Source organism: Streptomyces sp. MB09-02B (assembly GCF_033794485.1).
Taxonomy (GTDB): domain Bacteria; phylum Actinomycetota; class Actinomycetes; order Streptomycetales; family Streptomycetaceae; genus Streptomyces.
The window spans coordinates 1-16,779 of record NZ_JARGEE010000199.1 but is presented as its reverse complement, the minus strand read 5'-3'; the positions used below and the strand labels follow the sequence as shown (position 1 = coordinate 16,779).

Annotated in this window: 15 protein-coding genes, 1 tRNA gene and 1 pseudogene; 12 read left to right on the top strand and 5 right to left on the bottom strand. The window is 71.2% G+C overall.

Annotated features, from left to right (window positions below; all coding sequences use genetic code 11):
- The first annotated feature begins 40 nt into the window (after positions 1 to 40).
- The 4 genes from P1P70_RS25550 (at position 41) to P1P70_RS25535 (ending at position 2,742) form a co-directional block, all read left to right on the top strand.
- A complete protein-coding gene (locus tag P1P70_RS25550; RefSeq protein WP_319241625.1) occupies positions 41 to 631 on the top strand; it encodes a vitamin K epoxide reductase family protein in 591 nt (196 codons plus the stop codon).
- 181 nt (positions 632 to 812) lie between these two features.
- Positions 813 to 1,319, top strand: a complete 507-nt coding sequence (locus P1P70_RS25545; RefSeq protein WP_319241623.1) for a hypothetical protein — start codon at positions 813 to 815, stop codon at positions 1,317 to 1,319.
- 108 nt (positions 1,320 to 1,427) lie between these two features.
- The gene (locus P1P70_RS25540) at positions 1,428 to 1,892 is read left to right on the top strand and encodes a tyrosinase family oxidase copper chaperone (protein ID WP_319241621.1); all 465 of its coding nucleotides are present in this window, start codon (positions 1,428 to 1,430) and stop codon (positions 1,890 to 1,892) included.
- The gene (locus P1P70_RS25535) at positions 1,876 to 2,742 is read left to right on the top strand and encodes a tyrosinase family protein (protein ID WP_319241619.1); all 867 of its coding nucleotides are present in this window, start codon (positions 1,876 to 1,878) and stop codon (positions 2,740 to 2,742) included. Before P1P70_RS25540 ends, P1P70_RS25535 begins: the two co-directional genes overlap by 17 nt.
- A 141-nt stretch (positions 2,743 to 2,883) precedes the next feature.
- On the opposite strand, the gene P1P70_RS25530 is transcribed toward P1P70_RS25535, so the two are convergent.
- From P1P70_RS25530 to P1P70_RS25520, 3 genes and pseudogenes are all read right to left on the bottom strand, one after another.
- Positions 2,884 to 3,180, bottom strand: coding sequence for a chaplin (locus P1P70_RS25530; RefSeq protein WP_319241617.1), 297 nt, complete (start codon positions 3,178 to 3,180; stop codon positions 2,884 to 2,886).
- A gap of 291 nt (positions 3,181 to 3,471) precedes the next feature.
- Positions 3,472 to 3,606 (bottom strand): annotated as a pseudogene (locus P1P70_RS25525) (IS1380 family transposase); the annotation flags it as partial.
- 293 nt (positions 3,607 to 3,899) lie between these two features.
- Positions 3,900 to 3,972: transfer RNA gene (locus P1P70_RS25520), tRNA-Arg, on the bottom strand.
- A gap of 271 nt (positions 3,973 to 4,243) precedes the next feature.
- Between P1P70_RS25520 and P1P70_RS25515 the strand changes: the two genes are divergently transcribed.
- From P1P70_RS25515 to P1P70_RS25485, 7 genes are all read left to right on the top strand, one after another.
- On the top strand, positions 4,244 to 5,929 hold the full coding sequence (locus P1P70_RS25515) for a dynamin family protein (RefSeq protein ID WP_319241615.1): 1,686 nt from the start codon (positions 4,244 to 4,246) through the stop codon (positions 5,927 to 5,929).
- Positions 5,926 to 8,154: a GTPase gene (locus P1P70_RS25510; protein WP_319241613.1), complete on the top strand. Its 2,229-nt coding sequence runs from the start codon at positions 5,926 to 5,928 to the stop codon at positions 8,152 to 8,154. The genes P1P70_RS25515 and P1P70_RS25510 overlap by 4 nt, the downstream gene beginning before the upstream one ends.
- A 209-nt stretch (positions 8,155 to 8,363) precedes the next feature.
- Complete coding sequence (locus tag P1P70_RS25505; RefSeq protein ID WP_319241612.1) at positions 8,364 to 8,843, top strand: single-stranded DNA-binding protein; 480 nt, start codon at positions 8,364 to 8,366, stop codon at positions 8,841 to 8,843.
- Positions 8,844 to 9,146: 303 nt separating this feature from the next.
- The gene (locus P1P70_RS25500) at positions 9,147 to 10,580 is read left to right on the top strand and encodes a TQXA domain-containing protein (protein WP_319241610.1); all 1,434 of its coding nucleotides are present in this window, start codon (positions 9,147 to 9,149) and stop codon (positions 10,578 to 10,580) included.
- Between the two features lie 237 nt (positions 10,581 to 10,817).
- Positions 10,818 to 12,482 carry an energy-dependent translational throttle protein EttA gene (gene ettA / locus P1P70_RS25495; protein WP_319241608.1) on the top strand — a complete coding sequence of 555 codons (1,665 nt, stop codon included), beginning with the start codon at positions 10,818 to 10,820 and terminating at the stop codon, positions 12,480 to 12,482.
- Between the two features lie 6 nt (positions 12,483 to 12,488).
- On the top strand, positions 12,489 to 12,899 hold the full coding sequence (locus P1P70_RS25490; protein WP_319241606.1) for a thioesterase family protein: 411 nt from the start codon (positions 12,489 to 12,491) through the stop codon (positions 12,897 to 12,899).
- Entirely contained in the window at positions 12,896 to 13,588 is a 693-nt protein-coding gene (locus P1P70_RS25485; protein WP_319241605.1) for a hypothetical protein, read from the top strand. The genes P1P70_RS25490 and P1P70_RS25485 overlap by 4 nt, the downstream gene beginning before the upstream one ends.
- A gap of 6 nt (positions 13,589 to 13,594) precedes the next feature.
- Here P1P70_RS25485 and P1P70_RS25480 read toward each other — a convergent pair whose 3' ends face one another.
- Positions 13,595 to 14,008, bottom strand: a complete 414-nt coding sequence (locus P1P70_RS25480; RefSeq protein ID WP_319241603.1) for a globin — start codon at positions 14,006 to 14,008, stop codon at positions 13,595 to 13,597.
- 125 nt (positions 14,009 to 14,133) lie between these two features.
- Here P1P70_RS25480 and P1P70_RS25475 point away from each other — a divergent pair, with 125 nt between their 5' ends.
- A complete protein-coding gene (locus P1P70_RS25475; RefSeq protein ID WP_319241600.1) occupies positions 14,134 to 15,114 on the top strand; it encodes a methyltransferase domain-containing protein in 981 nt (326 codons plus the stop codon).
- A gap of 139 nt (positions 15,115 to 15,253) precedes the next feature.
- Here the strand turns inward: P1P70_RS25475 and P1P70_RS25470 are convergent, their stop codons facing one another.
- Positions 15,254 to 16,504, bottom strand: a complete 1,251-nt coding sequence (locus P1P70_RS25470) for an FHA domain-containing protein (protein WP_413471542.1) — start codon at positions 16,502 to 16,504, stop codon at positions 15,254 to 15,256.
- Between the last annotated feature and the right edge of the window lie 275 nt (positions 16,505 to 16,779).

Genomic DNA, 16,779 nt, shown 5'->3' with positions numbered 1-16,779 from the left:
GTCGTCGGGGCGGGCGGGTGCCGCTGGTGCGGCGGGCGCGGTGGGCACGTCCCGTGCGGCGGGCGGCAGTCGTGCTTTCGCGATCCTGCTGCTGATCACCGGTGCGGCCGGGCTGCTCGCCTCCTGGGTCATCACGCTCGACAAGTTCAAGCTGCTGGAAGACCCCGACTTCACCCCCGGGTGCAGCCTCAACCCGGTCGTCTCCTGCGGCAACATCATGAAGAGCGACCAGGCCTCCGTGTTCGGGTTCCCCAATCCGATGATCGGTCTGGTGGCCTACGGCATCGTCATCTGCGTCGGCACGAGTCTGCTCGCCGGGGCGGCCTTCCCGCGCTGGTACTGGCTGACTTTCGAGGCGGGCGCGCTGTTCGGGGTCGGGTTCGTGACCTGGCTCCAGTTCGAGTCGCTGTACCGGATCAACTCGCTCTGTCTGTGGTGCTGCCTGGCCTGGATCGCCACGATCGTCCTCTTCTGGTACCTGACCTCGTTCGTCGTCCGCGACGGTTTCCTGCCCGCGCCGGCCGGACCGAGGAGCTTCCTGGGCGAATTCACCTGGGTGTTCCCGGTGGTGCACCTCGGAGTGATCGGCATGCTCATCCTGACCCGCTGGTGGGATTTCTGGACCACCTGACCAGCTGGCCACCTGACCACCCGGCAGGCCGACGGGACGATCAGACGATCGTGGGCCGATAGGCCTCTCGGACTATTGCGGCAGTCGGGCGAATCTTCCGCTGAGGGAGATCTCCGGATCGTTCACCGGGTACGGACGCCGAGCCCCGGATCCGCCCATTCCTGAAAGGGACCGTACCGAGATGAAGCCGACCACCCGAGGAACCCTTGCCGCCGTCGTCACCGGTGTGGCGGCCGTGGTGGGCGCCTCCGCAGCGCCCGCCGTCGCGGCCGAGACGGTCCCCGTCCCCGTACCGCTCGAAGGGGTGGAGCACTCCCTCAACGTGAAGATGCCCAGGCTGGGCGGGGAACTGCCGCTGCTGAAGCCGGGCGCCCCCGAGGGACCGACGTACGTCGAGGGCCGGCTGCTGCCCGCCAGTGCACTGCCGCAGGTGCCGCTCGGCGCCGCGCTGCCGGGGCTGCGGGCCGAGACCCCGCTGCCCCGGATCGTCGGCGAGGGCTTCGAGCGCGTCGGCGTCGACGCCCCCGCCGCCGACCTGCGGACCCTCACCCCAGGACTGAACGTGGACACCCCGCTGACCGCGCCCAACCCCGACGCGCTGGGCCTGCCCAGCCTCCAGGACCCCCAGGCGGCCGTCCTCACCCCGGTGCTACGGACGGCGCCGACCGCGAACCTCGGGCTCGTCTGAGCCCCCGGCGACACGGAGGACGAGGCCCGGGCCGCACGCGCCCGGGCCGGCCGCCCAGGGGTCATCGCTACCGAACACGACGAGGAGAGAGTGTTGTTCGTCGGCAGAATGACGGGCAGAACGACGAGCAGAGTGGCGGTGGACCCCGCCGCCGGCCGGAACAGAACGCGCCGCAACGCGCTGCGCGCCCTGGGCGTGTCGGCCCTCGCCCTGGCCGTGGCCCCCGTCGTCGCCGCCGCGTGGCCACGCCGGTCGGCACGCCCCGAGGAGGCCGACTTCGACGAGACGTACCGGGGCCGCCGTATCCGCGGCGCCAAGGCAGACACGGGACAGGCCGCCTATCTGGGCGCCCGGACGCCAGGCGTCGACACCTGGGACGTCACCGTCGACGGACGCCCGCTGCACCTGATGCGGCGCGCCGACGGAACGTACCTGAGCATGATCGACCACTACCGCTCGTACCCGACGGCCCTGGGGGCGACCCGCGCCGCTGTCGACGAGCTCGGCACGGCCCAGAGCCTGCGTGTGTCGGCGACGGCGGAGGGGGCGGTCGGCCATGGCCTACACGCGTAAGGACGTCAGCACCCTCACCCGCAGCGAGCGGCGGCGGTTCGTCGGAGCCCTGCTGCAGCTCAAACAGCGCGGCGAGTACGACGAGTTCGTGCGCATGCACATCGACCACTACGTCTCCGACGGCGACGGCGGTCTGCGGACGGCCCACATGGCGCCCTCCTTCCTGCCCTGGCACCGCCGGTTCGTGCTGGAGCTGGAGAAGGCGTTGCGCCGGATCGACGACGGGGTGACCGTGCCCTACTGGGACTGGACCCGGGACCGGACGACCACGTCGGTGCCCTGGACGGCCGATCTGCTCGGCGGCAACGGCCGACGTTCCGACAAGCGGGTGATGACCGGCCCCTTCGCGTACGGGACGGGCAGGTGGACCATCACGGAGGGGCTCACCGACATCGAGTACCTCACCCGGGACTTCGGGTACCCCCGCAACCCCGTCGGTCTGCCCACCGCCCGTGACCTGGAGGCGGCCCTCGCCGAGCCGGTCTACGACAAGGCCCCCTGGAACTCGGTCACCAGCGAGGGGTTCCGCAACCGGCTCGAAGGGTGGGGGCAGGGGACCGGCAACGGCTCGTGGCTCAACCACAACCGGGTGCACCGGTGGGTCGGCGGGCACATGGTCGGCGGCGCCTCCGTCAACGACCCCGTCTTCTGGTTGCACCACGCCTTCATCGACCTCCAGTGGACGCGCTGGCAGCGGCGGCACAAGGGCGCGCGCTACCTCCCGGCCGAGCCGCCGGCCCGGGGCGACGCCCAGCGGGGGCGGATCCTCGCCCGCGACGAGCGGATGCCGCCGTGGAACGTGACGCCGGGGCAGATGGAGGACATCGGGAGCGTGTACCGGTACGCGTGACCGGTGGGGGCCGCGTGACCGGGCTGCGGGGGCTCGGGACCGGCTGCGGGAAAGGGTTCGGGGAACCGAGAGAAGCCCCCGGCGGTGGGACACCGTCGGGGGCTTCCTGGTACTGCCGTGTCGCTCGGGGTGTCGGCCCCGTCAGTGGCCGTAGCCGGACGGGCCGGGGCTGCCGGGGTTGCCCTTGTGCTTGTCGTCGCTCTTGTTGACGCAGACGTTGCCGAAGGCCGGGTTCAGCAGGCCGATGACGTCGATCGTGTTCCCGCACAGGTTGATCGGCACGTTGACGGGGACCTGGACGACGTTGCCCGACAGGACACCCGGGGAGCCGACGGCCTTGGCCTCGGCGCCCGCGTCCGCCGAGGCCAGGCCGGCGCCGCTGAGCACGACGGCTGACGTGCCGAGCGTGACGACGGCTGCCTTCGCGATGCGAGACATCACGTTCTCCTTCTTGATCGGTGAGCACGACCGCTTCTTCGTGGCCGCACGCCCCTTCAACGCGCCCGCGCACCGAGGGTCACGGCGTTCACCGGGGGATCACCCTTTCCGAACGCGAGTGTGGAAGCGGCCCCTTGGCCTCGATGTTTCATGACGGTCCGCCGACGGAGTCGGTGGACCGTTTTCGCGTGCTGGGCTGAGGGTGGGCAGGGCTGCGGCCCGAGTGTCGCCTCGGGTGGGCGCCGGGTTCCACTGCTCCGGGTCGGGTGGTGCTGTCGACGGGGCCGTGCGCATCCAGGCGAGCAGGTCGAGTGCGACCTGCACGATCTCGAGCCAGACCTTGTTCTGTGCGGTGTGGTGCAGGGGGAGGTTGCGCAGACCGGTGGACCGGGCGGCCCGGATCCGGTCCTCGGCCCGGGCCCGCAGCCAAGGACCGGCGTGGGGCAGTTCGAGCCAATAGGAAAAGGACAGGGCAGGCGCCGCTTTGACGACTGCCATGGTGTTCGCTGGTAGCCCATCAGCATGGATCTGACCAGCGGCGACTCTCAGGCCAAGTTCGGTGGGCCGTAAGTTGCTGCCCCAACCGGGGGACGTATGTGGGACGCAGCACCCCAATCAAGGGTTCATAACCTGACAAATCCTCCTCACGGGCAACGAAAAGGCCCCCCGCGAGTGATCTCGCGAGGGGCTGGAAACAGGCTCTGACCTGCATAAATGCGCGCCCCCGGCAGGACTCGAACCTGCGGCCAAGCGCTTAGAAGGCGCCTGCTCTATCCACTGAGCTACGGGGGCCGGCTGTGGTGGCCTCTGTCTTGGTGCCCGGGTGTGGGCTGATCCGTGACGTTGCCGGGGACAAGGATAGGGCTCCCGAGTCCTTGTCCCTGTTGCTTCGCCTCCGTGGCTCAATGTGGAGGTTCGGTGAAGCGGTCCTGATAATCGCAGGCAGGTACGAATCGTGCACCTCTTTTGCCGTCTCGGGCCCCGGGTGTTGTGCACTCGTTATGCCTGCGCCCCTCTCGTCCCCTCCGTCCCGAGTGTCCGGTCGGCGCGCAGGCGTACTTATATGCTTCAGAAAGTCCACAAAATTGGGCATTCTTCGCATGTGGTGACCTTGGACGTACGGCCCCAGCTGCTCGACGCGCTCTCCGCCCTGCGCGACCGTGTCGCCGCCGCGCGCTTCCCGCTGCCCCTGGCAGGGGCCCCGCGCGCGCGTGCCAACCGCGACGAACTCCTCGCGCAACTCGACGACTACTTGGTGCCCCGGTTGCGACAACCCGAAGCACCGCTGCTGGCGGTGATCGGCGGGTCCACCGGAGCCGGCAAGTCCACTCTCGTCAACTCCCTGGTCGGACGGAAGGTCAGCGAGGCCGGCGTACTGCGGCCGACGACCCGCACGCCCGTACTGATCTGCCATCCCGAGGACCATCACTGGTTCAGCGGCATGCGGGTCCTGCCCAACCTCACGCGCGCGTGGGCGCCGCCACGAGATCCCGGTCAGGACCCGGACGACGACGCGTTCCCGCCGGACGGCGACGGCCACTGCGACGGCGGCGGCAAGAAGGGCGAGCGCTTCCTGCGCATCGAGACCGCCGACAGCCTGCCGCCCGGTCTCGCGCTGCTCGACGCGCCCGACGTCGACTCGCTGGACGCCGAGAACCGCGTACTCGCCGCCGAGCTCATCTGCGCCGCCGACATCTGGGTGATGGTCACGACCGCTTCCCGCTACGCCGACGCCGTGCCGTGGCATCTGCTGCGGTCCGCGAAGGAACACCGGGCGACCCTGGTCACCGTGCTCGACCGGGTGCCCCACCAGGTCGTCTCCGAGGTCTCCCGGCAGTACGGTGCGCTGCTGACCAAGGCCGGACTCGGCGACGTACCCCGGTTCACGGTCCCCGAACTCCCCGAGTCCGCCTGGGGCGGCGGGCTGCTGCCGGGCACCGCCGTCGCGCCGCTGCGGACCTGGCTCGTCCAGCAGGCGACCGATCCGGGGGCCCGACAGCAGGCCATGGCCCGCACCGCACACGGGGTTCTCGACTCTCTGCGGTCCCGGATGCCCGAGCTGGCGAGCGCGGCGGCCCAGCAGTACTCCGCCGCTCTCCGGCTCACCGCCGCCGTCGACTCGGCGTACGACAGCGAGCACGCGCGCGTGAAGGGGCGTCTGCAGGCGGGGGCCGTGCTCGCGGGTGACGCCCTCAAACGGTGGCGGAGTTACCCCCTCGACTGCACCGCCAGTGAACTGCTCGACGCCCTCGTCGAGAGCCTCGGCACCCTGTTGCTGTGCGCGGTCACCGCCGCCGACGAGCGCGTCGGCGAGGCCTGGAGCCGCGAACCGGCCGCCGTGGCCGCCGGACTGACGGAGCGTGACACCTCGGGGGAGAGCGTCGAGCATCGGATCGGGATGACCGTACGCCGGTGGCGGCGTGTCCTGGAGGAGTACGCCGAGGAAGAGGTGCGCGACCTCGACCGGAGCGTCGCTCCGGACATGGAGGTGGTGGCCGCCCTGGGCGCCACGGCCCTGTTGGGCGGTCGGCGGGCCCGGTCCGCCGGGGAGGGGCTCGCGCAACGGATCGGGGCGCACGGCGCGTTGCGGCTGCGCGACCGCGGTGGACGCCTGCTCACCGACTACCTCGAACGGGCGCTCGACGCCGAACGCGACCGTCGGCTCGCCCCGCTCGACGCCCTCGACGTACAGCCCGACCCGCAGGCCGAACTCATCGCCGCCCTGTCCGTACTGCAGAAGGAGAGGTGACCGCCGTGACCGCCGTCACTGATCACAGGGATCAGACCGGGGACGACGTCCCCGAGAAGGGGGACGACAGGACAGCCCGTCAGGAGCCCGACAGGGGGTTCGACAAGGAGTTCGACGAGAAGTTCGGCAAGGATTTCGGCAGGGACTTCGGCTACGACGTCGGCGCGGAGTTCGGCAAGAAGGTCGGCAAGATGGTCGATGAGAAGGGCGAGGGCCGGGCCAACGGCCTTGTCGCCGGGGCCGAGCGTGCGGAGAGGGCCGAGGAACGGGGGCCGATCGGAGGGTGGGAGAGGACCACCGCCAATCCGTCGGCCCGCCCGCCCCGTGAGTCGCGTCCGAGCGTCGGCGACAACGGCCTCCACGCGCGCGTGGACGACCGATCGGGCGGCAGCGCCTCCCGCTCCGATCCCCGTGCGACGTCCGGCGACAACTCCCGGGGCATGTCCGTGCGTACGGAATCGGGTACCGCGCGGGTGGAATCAGGCGCCGCGCGGGCGGAATCGGGTACAGAGCGTACGGAATCGGCTGCCGCGCGTGCGGAGTCCGGTGACCCCTGGGGCGACGGGCTCATCGCCCGGCGTGCGACCGGGGCGGGGCCGGCCGTGGAGATCAGGGCCCCGGTCGCGCAGTCGGTCGTCCCGCTCGCTTACGACGGGCAACTGCGTACCCGGCTCGACGCGCTGCGGGAGCTGGTGGGACTGTCCCGCACCCGGCTGGACACCACGACCCTGGCGGAGGCCGGGCGGGTGCTGGACGAGGCGGCGGCGCGGCGCAGGCTCTCAGGGCAGCACACGGTCGTCGCCATCGCGGGCGCCACCGGCAGCGGCAAGTCGACGCTGTTCAACGCGCTCGCGGGGGTGGCGATCTCGGAGACGGGCGTACGCCGGCCCACCACGGCCGCGCCCATCGCGTGCAGTTGGAGCGACGGAGCGGCGAGCCTCATCGACCGGCTGGGGATCCCGGGACGGCTGCGGCGGCGGCCGTTGCAGAGCGCGGAGGCGGAGGCGCAGTTGCGCGGCCTCGTCCTGGTGGACCTGCCCGACCACGACTCGGCGGCGGTGCAGCACCGCGAACAGGTCGACCGGATCCTGGCGCTGGTGGACGCGGTCATCTGGGTCGTCGACCCGGAGAAGTACGCCGACGCCGTCCTCCACGAGCGCTATCTGCGGCCCCTGGCCGGACACGCGGAGGTCATGTTCATCGTCCTCAACCAGGTGGACCGGCTCCCCGGGGAGGCCTCCCACCAGGTGCTCGACGATCTGCGGCGCCTGCTCGACGAGGACGGCGTCGCGCTGGGGGAACACGGCGAACCCGGGGCCACCGTGCTCGCGCTGTCCGCGCTCACCGGGGACGGCGTGGGTGAACTGCGGGACGCGCTGGAGCAGTTCGTCGCCGAGCGCGGTGCCCCCGCCCGCCGGGTCCGCGCCGATCTGGACGCGGCGGCCGCGCGGCTGTGGCCGGTGTACGCCAATCAGCGGCGCGCGGGGCTCAGTGAGAGGGCGCGCGACGAGTTCGCCGCGCGCCTCGCGGACGCCGTTGGCGCCACCGCCGCGGGAGAGGCCGCCGAGCGCGCCTGGCTGCGCAACGCCAACCGCGCGTGCGGGACGCCCTGGCTGCGGCTGTGGCGCTGGTACCGGGACCGGAGCGAACCCCCTACGGGACGGCTCGCCCTGACGGCGCCCGTGGACGAGGAGGCCACCGCCCGGCAACGCGTCGAACAGGCCGTACGGACGTTGTCGGAGCGCGCGGCGAGGGGGCTGCCCCTTCCCTGGGCCCAGGCGGTGCGTGAGGCGGCCGTGCGGGGGGCGCAGGGGCTGCCCGAGGCGCTGGACGAACTGGTGGCCGGGGCGCCGACGGGGCGGCCGCCGCGGCCGGGCTGGTGGCCGGCGGCGGTGCTCGCGCAGGCCTCCATGACGCTGGTCCAAGTCGTGGGAGGCCTCTGGTTGTTGGGGCAGATCATCGGGTTCATGGCACCGAATCTCGGGGTCCCGGTGCTGCTGATGGTGATCGGCATCGTCGGCGGTCCGGTCGTCGAATGGGGATGCCGGCTGGCGGCGCGCGGTCCGGCACGGCGTTACGGCCATGAGGCGGAACGGCGGCTGCGGGAGGCCGCCGCCGGGTGCGGCCGGGCCCGGGTGCTGGATCCGGTGGCGGCCGAACTGCTGCGGTACCGGGAGGTGCGGGAGCAGTACGGACGGGTGTTGGGGGCGGCGCCGGTGAGGTGAGGGCCGGTTCACCCCCTCGGGTGACGGAGTTTTCCACAACCGGCGAGTAGCACACAGGGCTCAGCGGGCTCGGCCCGACGGCGGCAATCTGGACTCGCGGCGATCACAGCACCGCCGCACGAACGGACACGTCAGCCGTACGGGACGGGCCCGTACGCGTGTCCGCAGCCGGCGGCGTCCGCAGCCGGCGTGGAGGAGGGGTTCACGAGATGAACGAGACGATGGTGTGCGTGGTGGGGAACGTGGCGACCCAGCCGGTCTGCCGGGAGTTGTCGACGGGTTCGTCGGCCCGCTTCCGGCTGGCGGTGACCTCGCGGTACTGGGACCGCGAGAAGAACGAGTGGACCGACGGGCACACCAACTTCTTCACGGTGTGGGCCCGGCGCGCACTCGCCGCCAACGTGGCGTCGTCCGTCGCGCTGGGTGATCCGGTCATGGTGCACGGGCGGTTGAAGGTGCGCACCGAACAGCGCGACGGGCAGAGTCGGGTCTCGGCGGACGTCGACGCGGTCGCCGTCGGCCACGATCTGTCGCGGGGGACCTCGGCGTTCCGGCGGACCTCCAGGGGCGAGGTGTCGATCGCGTCCCCGTCCCCGTCCCAGCCGGAACCGGCCTGGGAGACGCCGCCCCCCGGCAGCAGGCTCGACAGCGCTGCCGAACTCCGGCCGGAGCCAGCAGGTGTGACGTGACCTCAGATCCCGGCCTCGGGTCGGCCCGTCAAGTCGGAGCATCGGGGCGGAACATCAGAGCGTGGTCCATCGGCGGACGCGCTGTGAAGAGCCCGTGTGTACATCGCATCAACTTGTCGATAAGTGCTGTTCGTGAGCTGTGTGCCCGATAACGATTCCGATTCGGATCGGTTGTCCGACGATACGACTGGGAAGAGTGGTGCGCCGCATCCCTAGGATGCCGGGCATAGCTCACGGGGCTTCTGATTCTGCTGGTGGGACCGCACCCCCCACGTCAACGGGTCCTGCTCGAAGGGAAAATCTGTGGTTTCTTGGTTCTCGGCGTCGGTCTCCGGTTGGCCCGGGCGGGCCGCACGCAGGCGAAAGGCCGGCCGACTCGCCGCCGTGTCGCTCGCGTCCGGCCTCGTCGTCGCGGGCACGATCGTCACCGCGAGCCCAGCCGCCGCCGACGAGACGCCGCAGAGCTCCGGCGGGGCGACCGCCACCATAGGCGGGCTCAAGACGTACGGGACGGCATTGCTCCGTACCGACGAAGGCCAGGAGCAGCAGCTTCCCGCAGGACTGTTCGAGATGTTTGTCGACGGCGGCGGCACCCTGCAGACCTACTGCGTCGACGTCCAGAACCCGACGCAGAAGGACGCCAAATACCAGGAGACCCCCTGGAGCGGCACCTCGTTGGGCGCCAACAAGGACGCGGGCAGAATCCGCTGGATCCTGCAGAACTCCTACCCGCAGGTGAACGACCTCGCCGCGCTCGCCGGCAAGGCGGGGGCCAAGGGCCTCACGGAACAGGACGCGGCGACCGGTACGCAGGTGGCGATCTGGCGGTACTCCGACGGCGCCGAGGTGACGGCCCTGGACCCGGAGGCGGAGCAGCTCGCGGACTACCTGGAGAAGAACGCGCGGAACCTGACCGAGCCGGCCGCCTCCCTCACCCTCGACCCGCCGGCGGTCTCCGGTCGTGCCGGCGAGCGGCTCGGCCCGGTCACGGTGCACACCAACGCCGACGGCGTGACCGTGACCCCGCCCTCGGACTCGACGGCGGACGGAGTGAAGGTCGTCGACGCCGACGGTGAGGCCGTGACCTCGGCCGGGGACGGCAGCGAGCTGTACTTCGAGGTGCCCAGGGACACCGCGGACGGCACGGCCGAGCTGACCGTCGAGGCCTCGACGACCGTCCCGGTCGGCCGTGCCTTCGCCTCCGAGACCCGCAGCCAGACCCAGATCCTCGCGGGCTCCAGCGAGTCCACGGTCTCCGCGACGGCGATCGCGCACTGGGCCGAGAAGGGCGCGATACCCGCACTGTCCGCCGAGAAGAACTGCGCGGAGGGCGGCCTGGACATCACAGCCGCCAACGAGGGCGACAAGCCCTTCACCTTCGAACTGATGGGGATCACGTACACCATCGAGGCGGGCGGGACCCGGACGGTGACGATCCCGCTGCAGGAGGACCAGGCGTACGACTTCACGATCGAGGGGCCCAACGGCTACGCGAAGCAGTTCCGTGGCGTACTCGACTGCCGTACCGAGACCGAGGCCGGTGCGAGCGGGAACTCGGTCCAGACGCTGAGCGAGCCGAGCCCGGCGACGGTCGGGGGAGGTACGGTGGCCGACACCGGGACCGATCTCGCCGAGACCGGCAGCTCCGGAGCGACCCCGGTGATCGGCGGCATCGCGATCGGGCTGGTCGTGATCGGCGGCGCGGTGATGATCCTCATCCGCAAGCGGAACCCCTGAGGGATCGCCGGACGAGAACGGCGAGCAGGCCGTCAGGGAGACAGCTCCTTGGCAACTCAACAGTGAGTGACCGTTCGGTGACACGTGCGTGCCCCGCGGCCCCGGTACGTCTCCCAGGCGCCGGGGCCGCGTCGCTCGTGAGGGGGGTTCACCATCCGGTTTCCGTCGAGGGCTGGCCGTGCGGCAAGATGGGTGGTACTGCCCACTGCCAGATCTCAAGTTGCCGGACGGTTTCTCTTGGCTGAGTACATCTACACGATGCGCAAGACACGCAAGGCGCACGGCGACAAGGTGATCCTTGACGACGTCACGCTGAGCTTCCTGCCCGGCGCGAAGATCGGTGTGGTCGGCCCGAACGGTGCCGGTAAGTCCACCGTCCTCAAGATCATGGCGGGCCTGGAGCAGCCGTCCAACGGTGACGCGTTCCTGTCGCCCGGCTACACCGTCGGCATGCTCCTCCAGGAGCCCCCGCTGGACGAGTCCAAGACGGTCCTGCAGAACGTGCAGGACGGCGCCGCCGAGATCATGGGCAAGCTCAAGCGCTTCAACGAGGTCGCGGAGCTCATGGCCACCGACTACTCGGACGCGCTCCTCGACGAGATGGGCAAGCTCCAGGAGGACCTGGACCACGCCAACGCCTGGGACCTGGACACCCAGCTGGAGCAGGCCATGGACGCCCTGGGCTGCCCGCCCGGCGACTGGCCCGTCACCAACCTCTCCGGTGGTGAGCGCCGCCGTGTCGCGCTGTGCAAGCTGCTGCTCGAGGCCCCCGACCTGCTGCTGCTCGACGAGCCCACCAACCACCTGGACGCCGAGTCCGTGCAGTGGCTGGAGCAGCACCTCGCGAAGTACCCCGGCACCGTCGTCGCCGTCACCCACGACCGGTACTTCCTCGACAACGTCGCGGGCTGGATCCTGGAGCTCGACCGCGGCCGCGCCATCGGCTACGAGGGCAACTACTCCACGTACCTGGAGACCAAGCAGACCCGTCTCAAGGTCGAGGGCCAGAAGGACGCCAAGCGCGCCAAGCGGCTCAAGGAAGAGCTGGAGTGGGTCCGCTCCAACGCCAAGGGCCGCCAGGCCAAGTCCAAGGCGCGTCTGGCCCGCTACGAGGAGATGGCCGCCGAGGCCGACAAGATGCGGAAGCTGGACTTCGAGGAGATCCAGATCCCGCCGGGCCCGCGACTGGGCAGTGTGGTCGTCGAGGTCAACAACCTCAGCAAGGCCTTCGGCGAGAAGGTCCTCATCGACGACCTCTCCTTCACGCTGCCGCGCAACGGCATCGTGGGCATCATCGGCCCGAACGGCGCCGGCAAGACGACCCTGTTCAAGATGATCCAGGGTCTGGAGGAGCCCGACTCCGGTTCGATCAAGGTCGGCGAGACCGTCAAGATCTCCTACGTCGACCAGAGCCGCGAGAACATCGACCCCAAGAAGACGCTGTGGGCCGTCGTCTCCGACGAGCTGGACTACATCAACGTCGGCCAGGTCGAGATGCCCTCCCGCGCCTATGTCTCGGCGTTCGGCTTCAAGGGCCCGGACCAGCAGAAGCCGGCCGGGGTGCTCTCCGGCGGTGAGCGCAACCGCCTCAACCTGGCGCTCACCCTCAAGCTCGGCGGCAACCTGCTGCTCCTCGACGAGCCGACCAACGACCTCGACGTCGAGACCCTGTCGTCGCTGGAGAACGCGCTCCTGGAGTTCCCCGGGTGCGCCGTGGTCGTCTCCCACGACCGCTGGTTCCTGGACCGGGTGGCCACGCACATCCTCGCCTACGAGGGCGAGTCCAAGTGGTTCTGGTTCGAGGGCAACTTCGAGTCGTACGAGAAGAACAAGATCGAGCGGCTCGGCGCCGACGCCACCCGTCCGCACCGCGCCACCTACAAGAAGCTGACCCGGGGCTGATCGATCTTGCGGCACATCTACCGCTGCCCACTGCGCTGGGCGGACATGGACGCGTACGGCCACGTCAACAACGTGGTCTTCCTCCGCTACCTGGAGGAAGCCCGTATCGACTTCCTGTTCCGCCCGGAGAAGGACTTCCAGCAGGGGTCCGTGGTGGCGCGCCATGAGATCGACTACAAGCGGCAGTTGATCCACCGGCACCAGCCCGTGGACATCGAGCTGTGGGTCACGGAAATAAGAGCGGCGTCGTTCACGATCACCTACGAGGTCAAGGACCCGGACCAGGTCTATGTCCGGGCCTCGACGGTGATAGTGCCGTTCGACTTCGCGACGCAGCGGCCCCGCCGGATCACCTCCGAGGAACGCGAGTTCCTGGAGGAGTACCGGGATGACGAGGAAAAGGCCGTCGCCGCATGACGGTGCTCCACCTCGCCGACGAGGGGGAGGCGGCGGATCTCGCGGCCTTCCTCTCCCGGCTGCTCCACTACGACCGTGGGGCCGCGGTGCGCCTCCAGGCGGCCGGCACCGCACTCGCCGTCTTCGGCCGGCCACCGTCCTTCGAGGTTTTGGCGATCCGGGCCGTGCGCCTCGCCAAGCCGTACGAGAGCGGGCTGGACGTCACGCTCGACGTGACCGTCTCGGCCGGTGAACTCCTGGAGGCCATCGACGAGTCCGGCGCCACGGCGGTCGTCCCGGGAGCGGTGACGGGACCGCCGTGGGCCGGGGTGCTTCCCCCGCGCGGCGGCTGGCAGCCGGAGGTGGGGCTGCCCGCGCCGGACGCGCTGCGGGCGATGGTCTCCGCCGCGGTACGTGAATTCCGGTCCCGCACCGAGGAGTTGCCGCCCGAGCGCCGTACACGGGCCGAGCTGGACCGCATCGGGCGGGAGATCTGGTCCCGGACGGTCGGGGACACACCTCTGCCGGTGCGCGCCGTGCACGCGGCCCAGTCGCTCGGCTTCCTCCGCTCCCCCCGCGCGTCCGGCGCGCCGGAGACGGCTACCCCGGGACTGTTCTCGTCGGGCGCGTGGCTCCGCCTGCGCACCCCGTACGGATCGATCGCCGTACGCAGGGCAGGACTGGGAACGCTGGGCGTCAGCGTTCGCTGAACCCGCTCAGCCCGGGGCGTTCACCATCGAGGCGGCCGCGTAGGTGAGGTAGTTCCACAGGATGCGCTCGTGTTCCTCGGAGAGGTCGAGGTCGTCGACGGCGTCGCGCATGTGCTTCAGCCAGGCGTCGTGGGCGGCACGGTCGACGGTGAAGGGGGCGTGGCGCATACGGAGCCGCGGGTGGCCCCGGTTCTCGCTGTACGTGGTGGGGCCGCCCCAGTACTGGATCAGGAACAGCGTGAGGCGGTCCTCGGCCGGGCCCAGGTCCTCCTCGGGGTACATGGGCCGCAGGATCGGATCCTCGGCGACACCCTCGTAGAAACGGCGCACGAGGCGCCGGAAGGTCTCCTCGCCGCCGACCTGCTCGTAGAAGGTCTGCTCCTGAAGCGTGCCGCGCCGAATCTCATTCACGCTCCCCATGGTCTCAGACGCGGCGGCGGAGGTCTTGAGGCCTAGGACCCTCAAGAATAGGGGTGGACCGGTCGATTCCGGAACGAAGTGCCGGGGTGCTCGCCTCTGGAGGCGTCCGGCCGCACAGTGGAGGTATGGGCACGCACACTGTGGACCACGACTTGGAACGTCTCGCCGCCGAGGCCCGATCGACGCTGGTGCGTGAGATCGAGGCGAGCGGGGCCTGGGACACCGACCCGGAGTGGCGGAAGGCGTTCGAGAGCGTCCCCAGGCATCTCTTCGTCCCGTACTACTACGTGGGTGCCCTGCGCGGCTTCGAACGGCTGTGGGGCGAGGAACGCGACCCCAGGCGGCGTGAGCGCTGGGTGAGGGGCGCGTACGCGGACACGCCGCTCGCCACGCGGGTGCGGGACGGGGAGCTGATCTCCTCCAGCAGCCAGCCGTCGCTGATGGCGAAGATGCTGGCCGAGCTGGAGGTGGAGGACGGCGACCGGGTGCTGGAGATCGGCGCCGGCACCGGGTACAACGCCGCCCTGCTCGCGCACCGGCTGGGGGACGACCTGGTCACGACCGTCGATCTGGACGCCGACATCACGGAGGCGGCGCGCAGGCACCTGGACGCCGCCGGGTACCACCCGACCGTCGTCACCGGGGACGGGGCGCGCGGGGTGCCCGAGCGGGCGCCGTACGACCGGATCATCGCGACCTGCACACTGCACTCGATCCCGCGCGCCTGGCTCGCCCAGTGCACCCCCGGCGCGCGCATCCTGACGCCGCTGGCCACGGGGCTGGTACGGCTTCGGGTCGAGGACGCCGAGCACGCGGAGGGGCGTTTCCTGCACACCTCCGCGTACTTCGTGCCCCTGCGCGGCGGCAGTGAGCCGGACGCGGTCCATCCGCATCTGGGTGGCCTGCCGCACCGGGCCAGGGACCACGAGCTCTTCCGGTTCCTGCTGGCCCTCACGGCGGCCAGCCTCGACCCGCACGAGGCGCTCGCCCTGTGGCAGCGCGAGGGGATGCCGTCCCGTGAGCGCTACGGCATCACGGTCCGCGGCGACCGTGCCTGGGCCTGGCTGGACGATCCGGAGGGGCCGTACTCCTGGCCGCTGCCCTGATCGGGCCGTCGGGCCCCGGGCAAAGGCATAGACGGCGCGGGGCCGGCCCCGCGCGGGTGCCGTGCGGGCGCCCAACGGCCTCAGGGCCGACCGATGTGTTCGGTCGACCCTGAGCCGTGTCCTACTGACGTGGGGCGGGTCAGCCCCGGCGGATCGTGATCGTCGTCCACGCGCCCACGTGGACCCGGTCCCCGTCCTGGAGGGGGATGGGCACGAAGGGCTGGATGGGGTCCTCGGAACCGTTGACCGTGGTGCCGTTCGTGGAGTTCTGGTCGACGACCGCCCAGCTGCCGTCGGGCTGCTGCACCAGTACCGCGTGCTGGTGGGAGACGCCCGGGTCCTCCGGCGGTACCGAGAGATCGATGTCGGGGGTGTCGCCGGTGGAGTGGCGGCGCCGTCCGATGGTGATCTGGTTGCCGGTGAGGGCGCGCCGCTGCTCCGGGGAGTACGCGGGCAGGTTCAGGCCCGCGGCCTCGGGGCCCGAGCGCTGCATCATCGCCATGAAGTAGTCGCGGTCGGGGCCGATGGTCGCGCTCCACGTCGTCGGCGCCTGCGGGTACGCCGGGCCGGGCGGGGCCTGGGTGGCACCGGGTTGCGGGTAGCCGTAGCCACCCGGACGGGCACCCGCGCCACCGGGACCGCCAGGGCCACCGGGGCCGCCCGGGCCACCGGGTCCGCCCGGGCCGGTCGACGGCGGGGAGATCACCCAGTCGTCGTCACCGCCGAACGAGGGGCCGCCACCGGAACCGGGGCCGCCGGGCTGCGGGCGGCGGGTCTCCTGCGGGAAGGCCGGCGGAGCGGTGGCTCCGGCCTGCTGGAACGCCTGCGGTGCCCCACCACCGGGACCGCCGCCGGGGCCCTGACCGCCACCGGGACCTTGGCCGCCGGGCCCGCCGGGGAAACCGTGGCCGCCGGGTCCACCAGGCCCGCCGGGACCACCCGGCGTAGGACCGGGCGGCGGCGGAACCGGGCGTGAAGGATCGCCGCCGAAGCCCGAGGGGCCGGGACGCGACGGGTCACCGCCGAAGCCCGAGGCACCGGGGCGTGACGGGTCCCCACCGAACGCGGACGGACCGCCCTGACCTGGACCGCCCTGACCTGGACCGCCCTGACCTGGACCGCCCTGGCCTGGACCCGGCTGGCCCGCAGGCCCACCGCCGAACCCGGAGGAACCCCCCGGCCCCGACGGGCCACCGGGACCACCCGGACGTCCGGGTCCGCCGGGACCCTGACCGCCATGGCCGCCGGGCCCACCGGGCCCACCATGACCTCCAGAGCCGCCGGGCCCGCCGAATCCACCGTTGCCGCTCGGCCCTCCGGGCCCGCCCGGACCCGACGGCTCGCCGCCGTACGGCGGCCCCGGCGGGATCGGCTCGGCGGGACGGTTCACCTGCGAGGGGCGGGAGCTCTGGTAGTCGTACCCGTCACCGCCGCCGTAGGACGGCGGAGGCGGCTGCTGGAAGCGGAGCGCCGGGTTCCCTCCGGCACCAGGACCGCCGGGACCGGGGCCGGGGCCTGTCTCTTATAACCATCCCGGAGCCCAGGAGCCGGGCAAAAATCCGTATTCCCGTCTTCCCCTGAAAAAAAAAAAAGAAGACAGCATACGACATGAGAGAAGAGCCAAGGAAAAAACAAAAAACCAATGGCGGAGGAGAGGAGCAGTGA

Bases quoted from the DNA above. Each gene is read 5' to 3' on its own strand.
- P1P70_RS25545 (WP_319241623.1), top strand. From the start codon at position 813: ATGAAGCCGACCACCCGAGGAACCCTTGCCGCCGTCGTCACCGGTGTG.
- P1P70_RS25515 (WP_319241615.1), top strand. From the start codon at position 4,244: ATGCTTCAGAAAGTCCACAAAATTGGGCATTCTTCGCATGTGGTGACC.
- P1P70_RS25485 (WP_319241605.1), top strand. From the start codon at position 12,896: ATGACGGTGCTCCACCTCGCCGACGAGGGGGAGGCGGCGGATCTCGCG.
- P1P70_RS25480 (WP_319241603.1), bottom strand. From the start codon at position 14,008: ATGGGGAGCGTGAATGAGATTCGGCGCGGCACGCTTCAGGAGCAGACC.
- P1P70_RS25475 (WP_319241600.1), top strand. From the start codon at position 14,134: ATGGGCACGCACACTGTGGACCACGACTTGGAACGTCTCGCCGCCGAG.
- P1P70_RS25505 (WP_319241612.1), top strand. From the start codon at position 8,364: ATGAACGAGACGATGGTGTGCGTGGTGGGGAACGTGGCGACCCAGCCG.
- P1P70_RS25530 (WP_319241617.1), bottom strand. From the start codon at position 3,180: ATGTCTCGCATCGCGAAGGCAGCCGTCGTCACGCTCGGCACGTCAGCC.
- P1P70_RS25535 (WP_319241619.1), top strand. From the start codon at position 1,876: ATGGCCTACACGCGTAAGGACGTCAGCACCCTCACCCGCAGCGAGCGG.
- P1P70_RS25540 (WP_319241621.1), top strand. From the start codon at position 1,428: ATGACGGGCAGAACGACGAGCAGAGTGGCGGTGGACCCCGCCGCCGGC.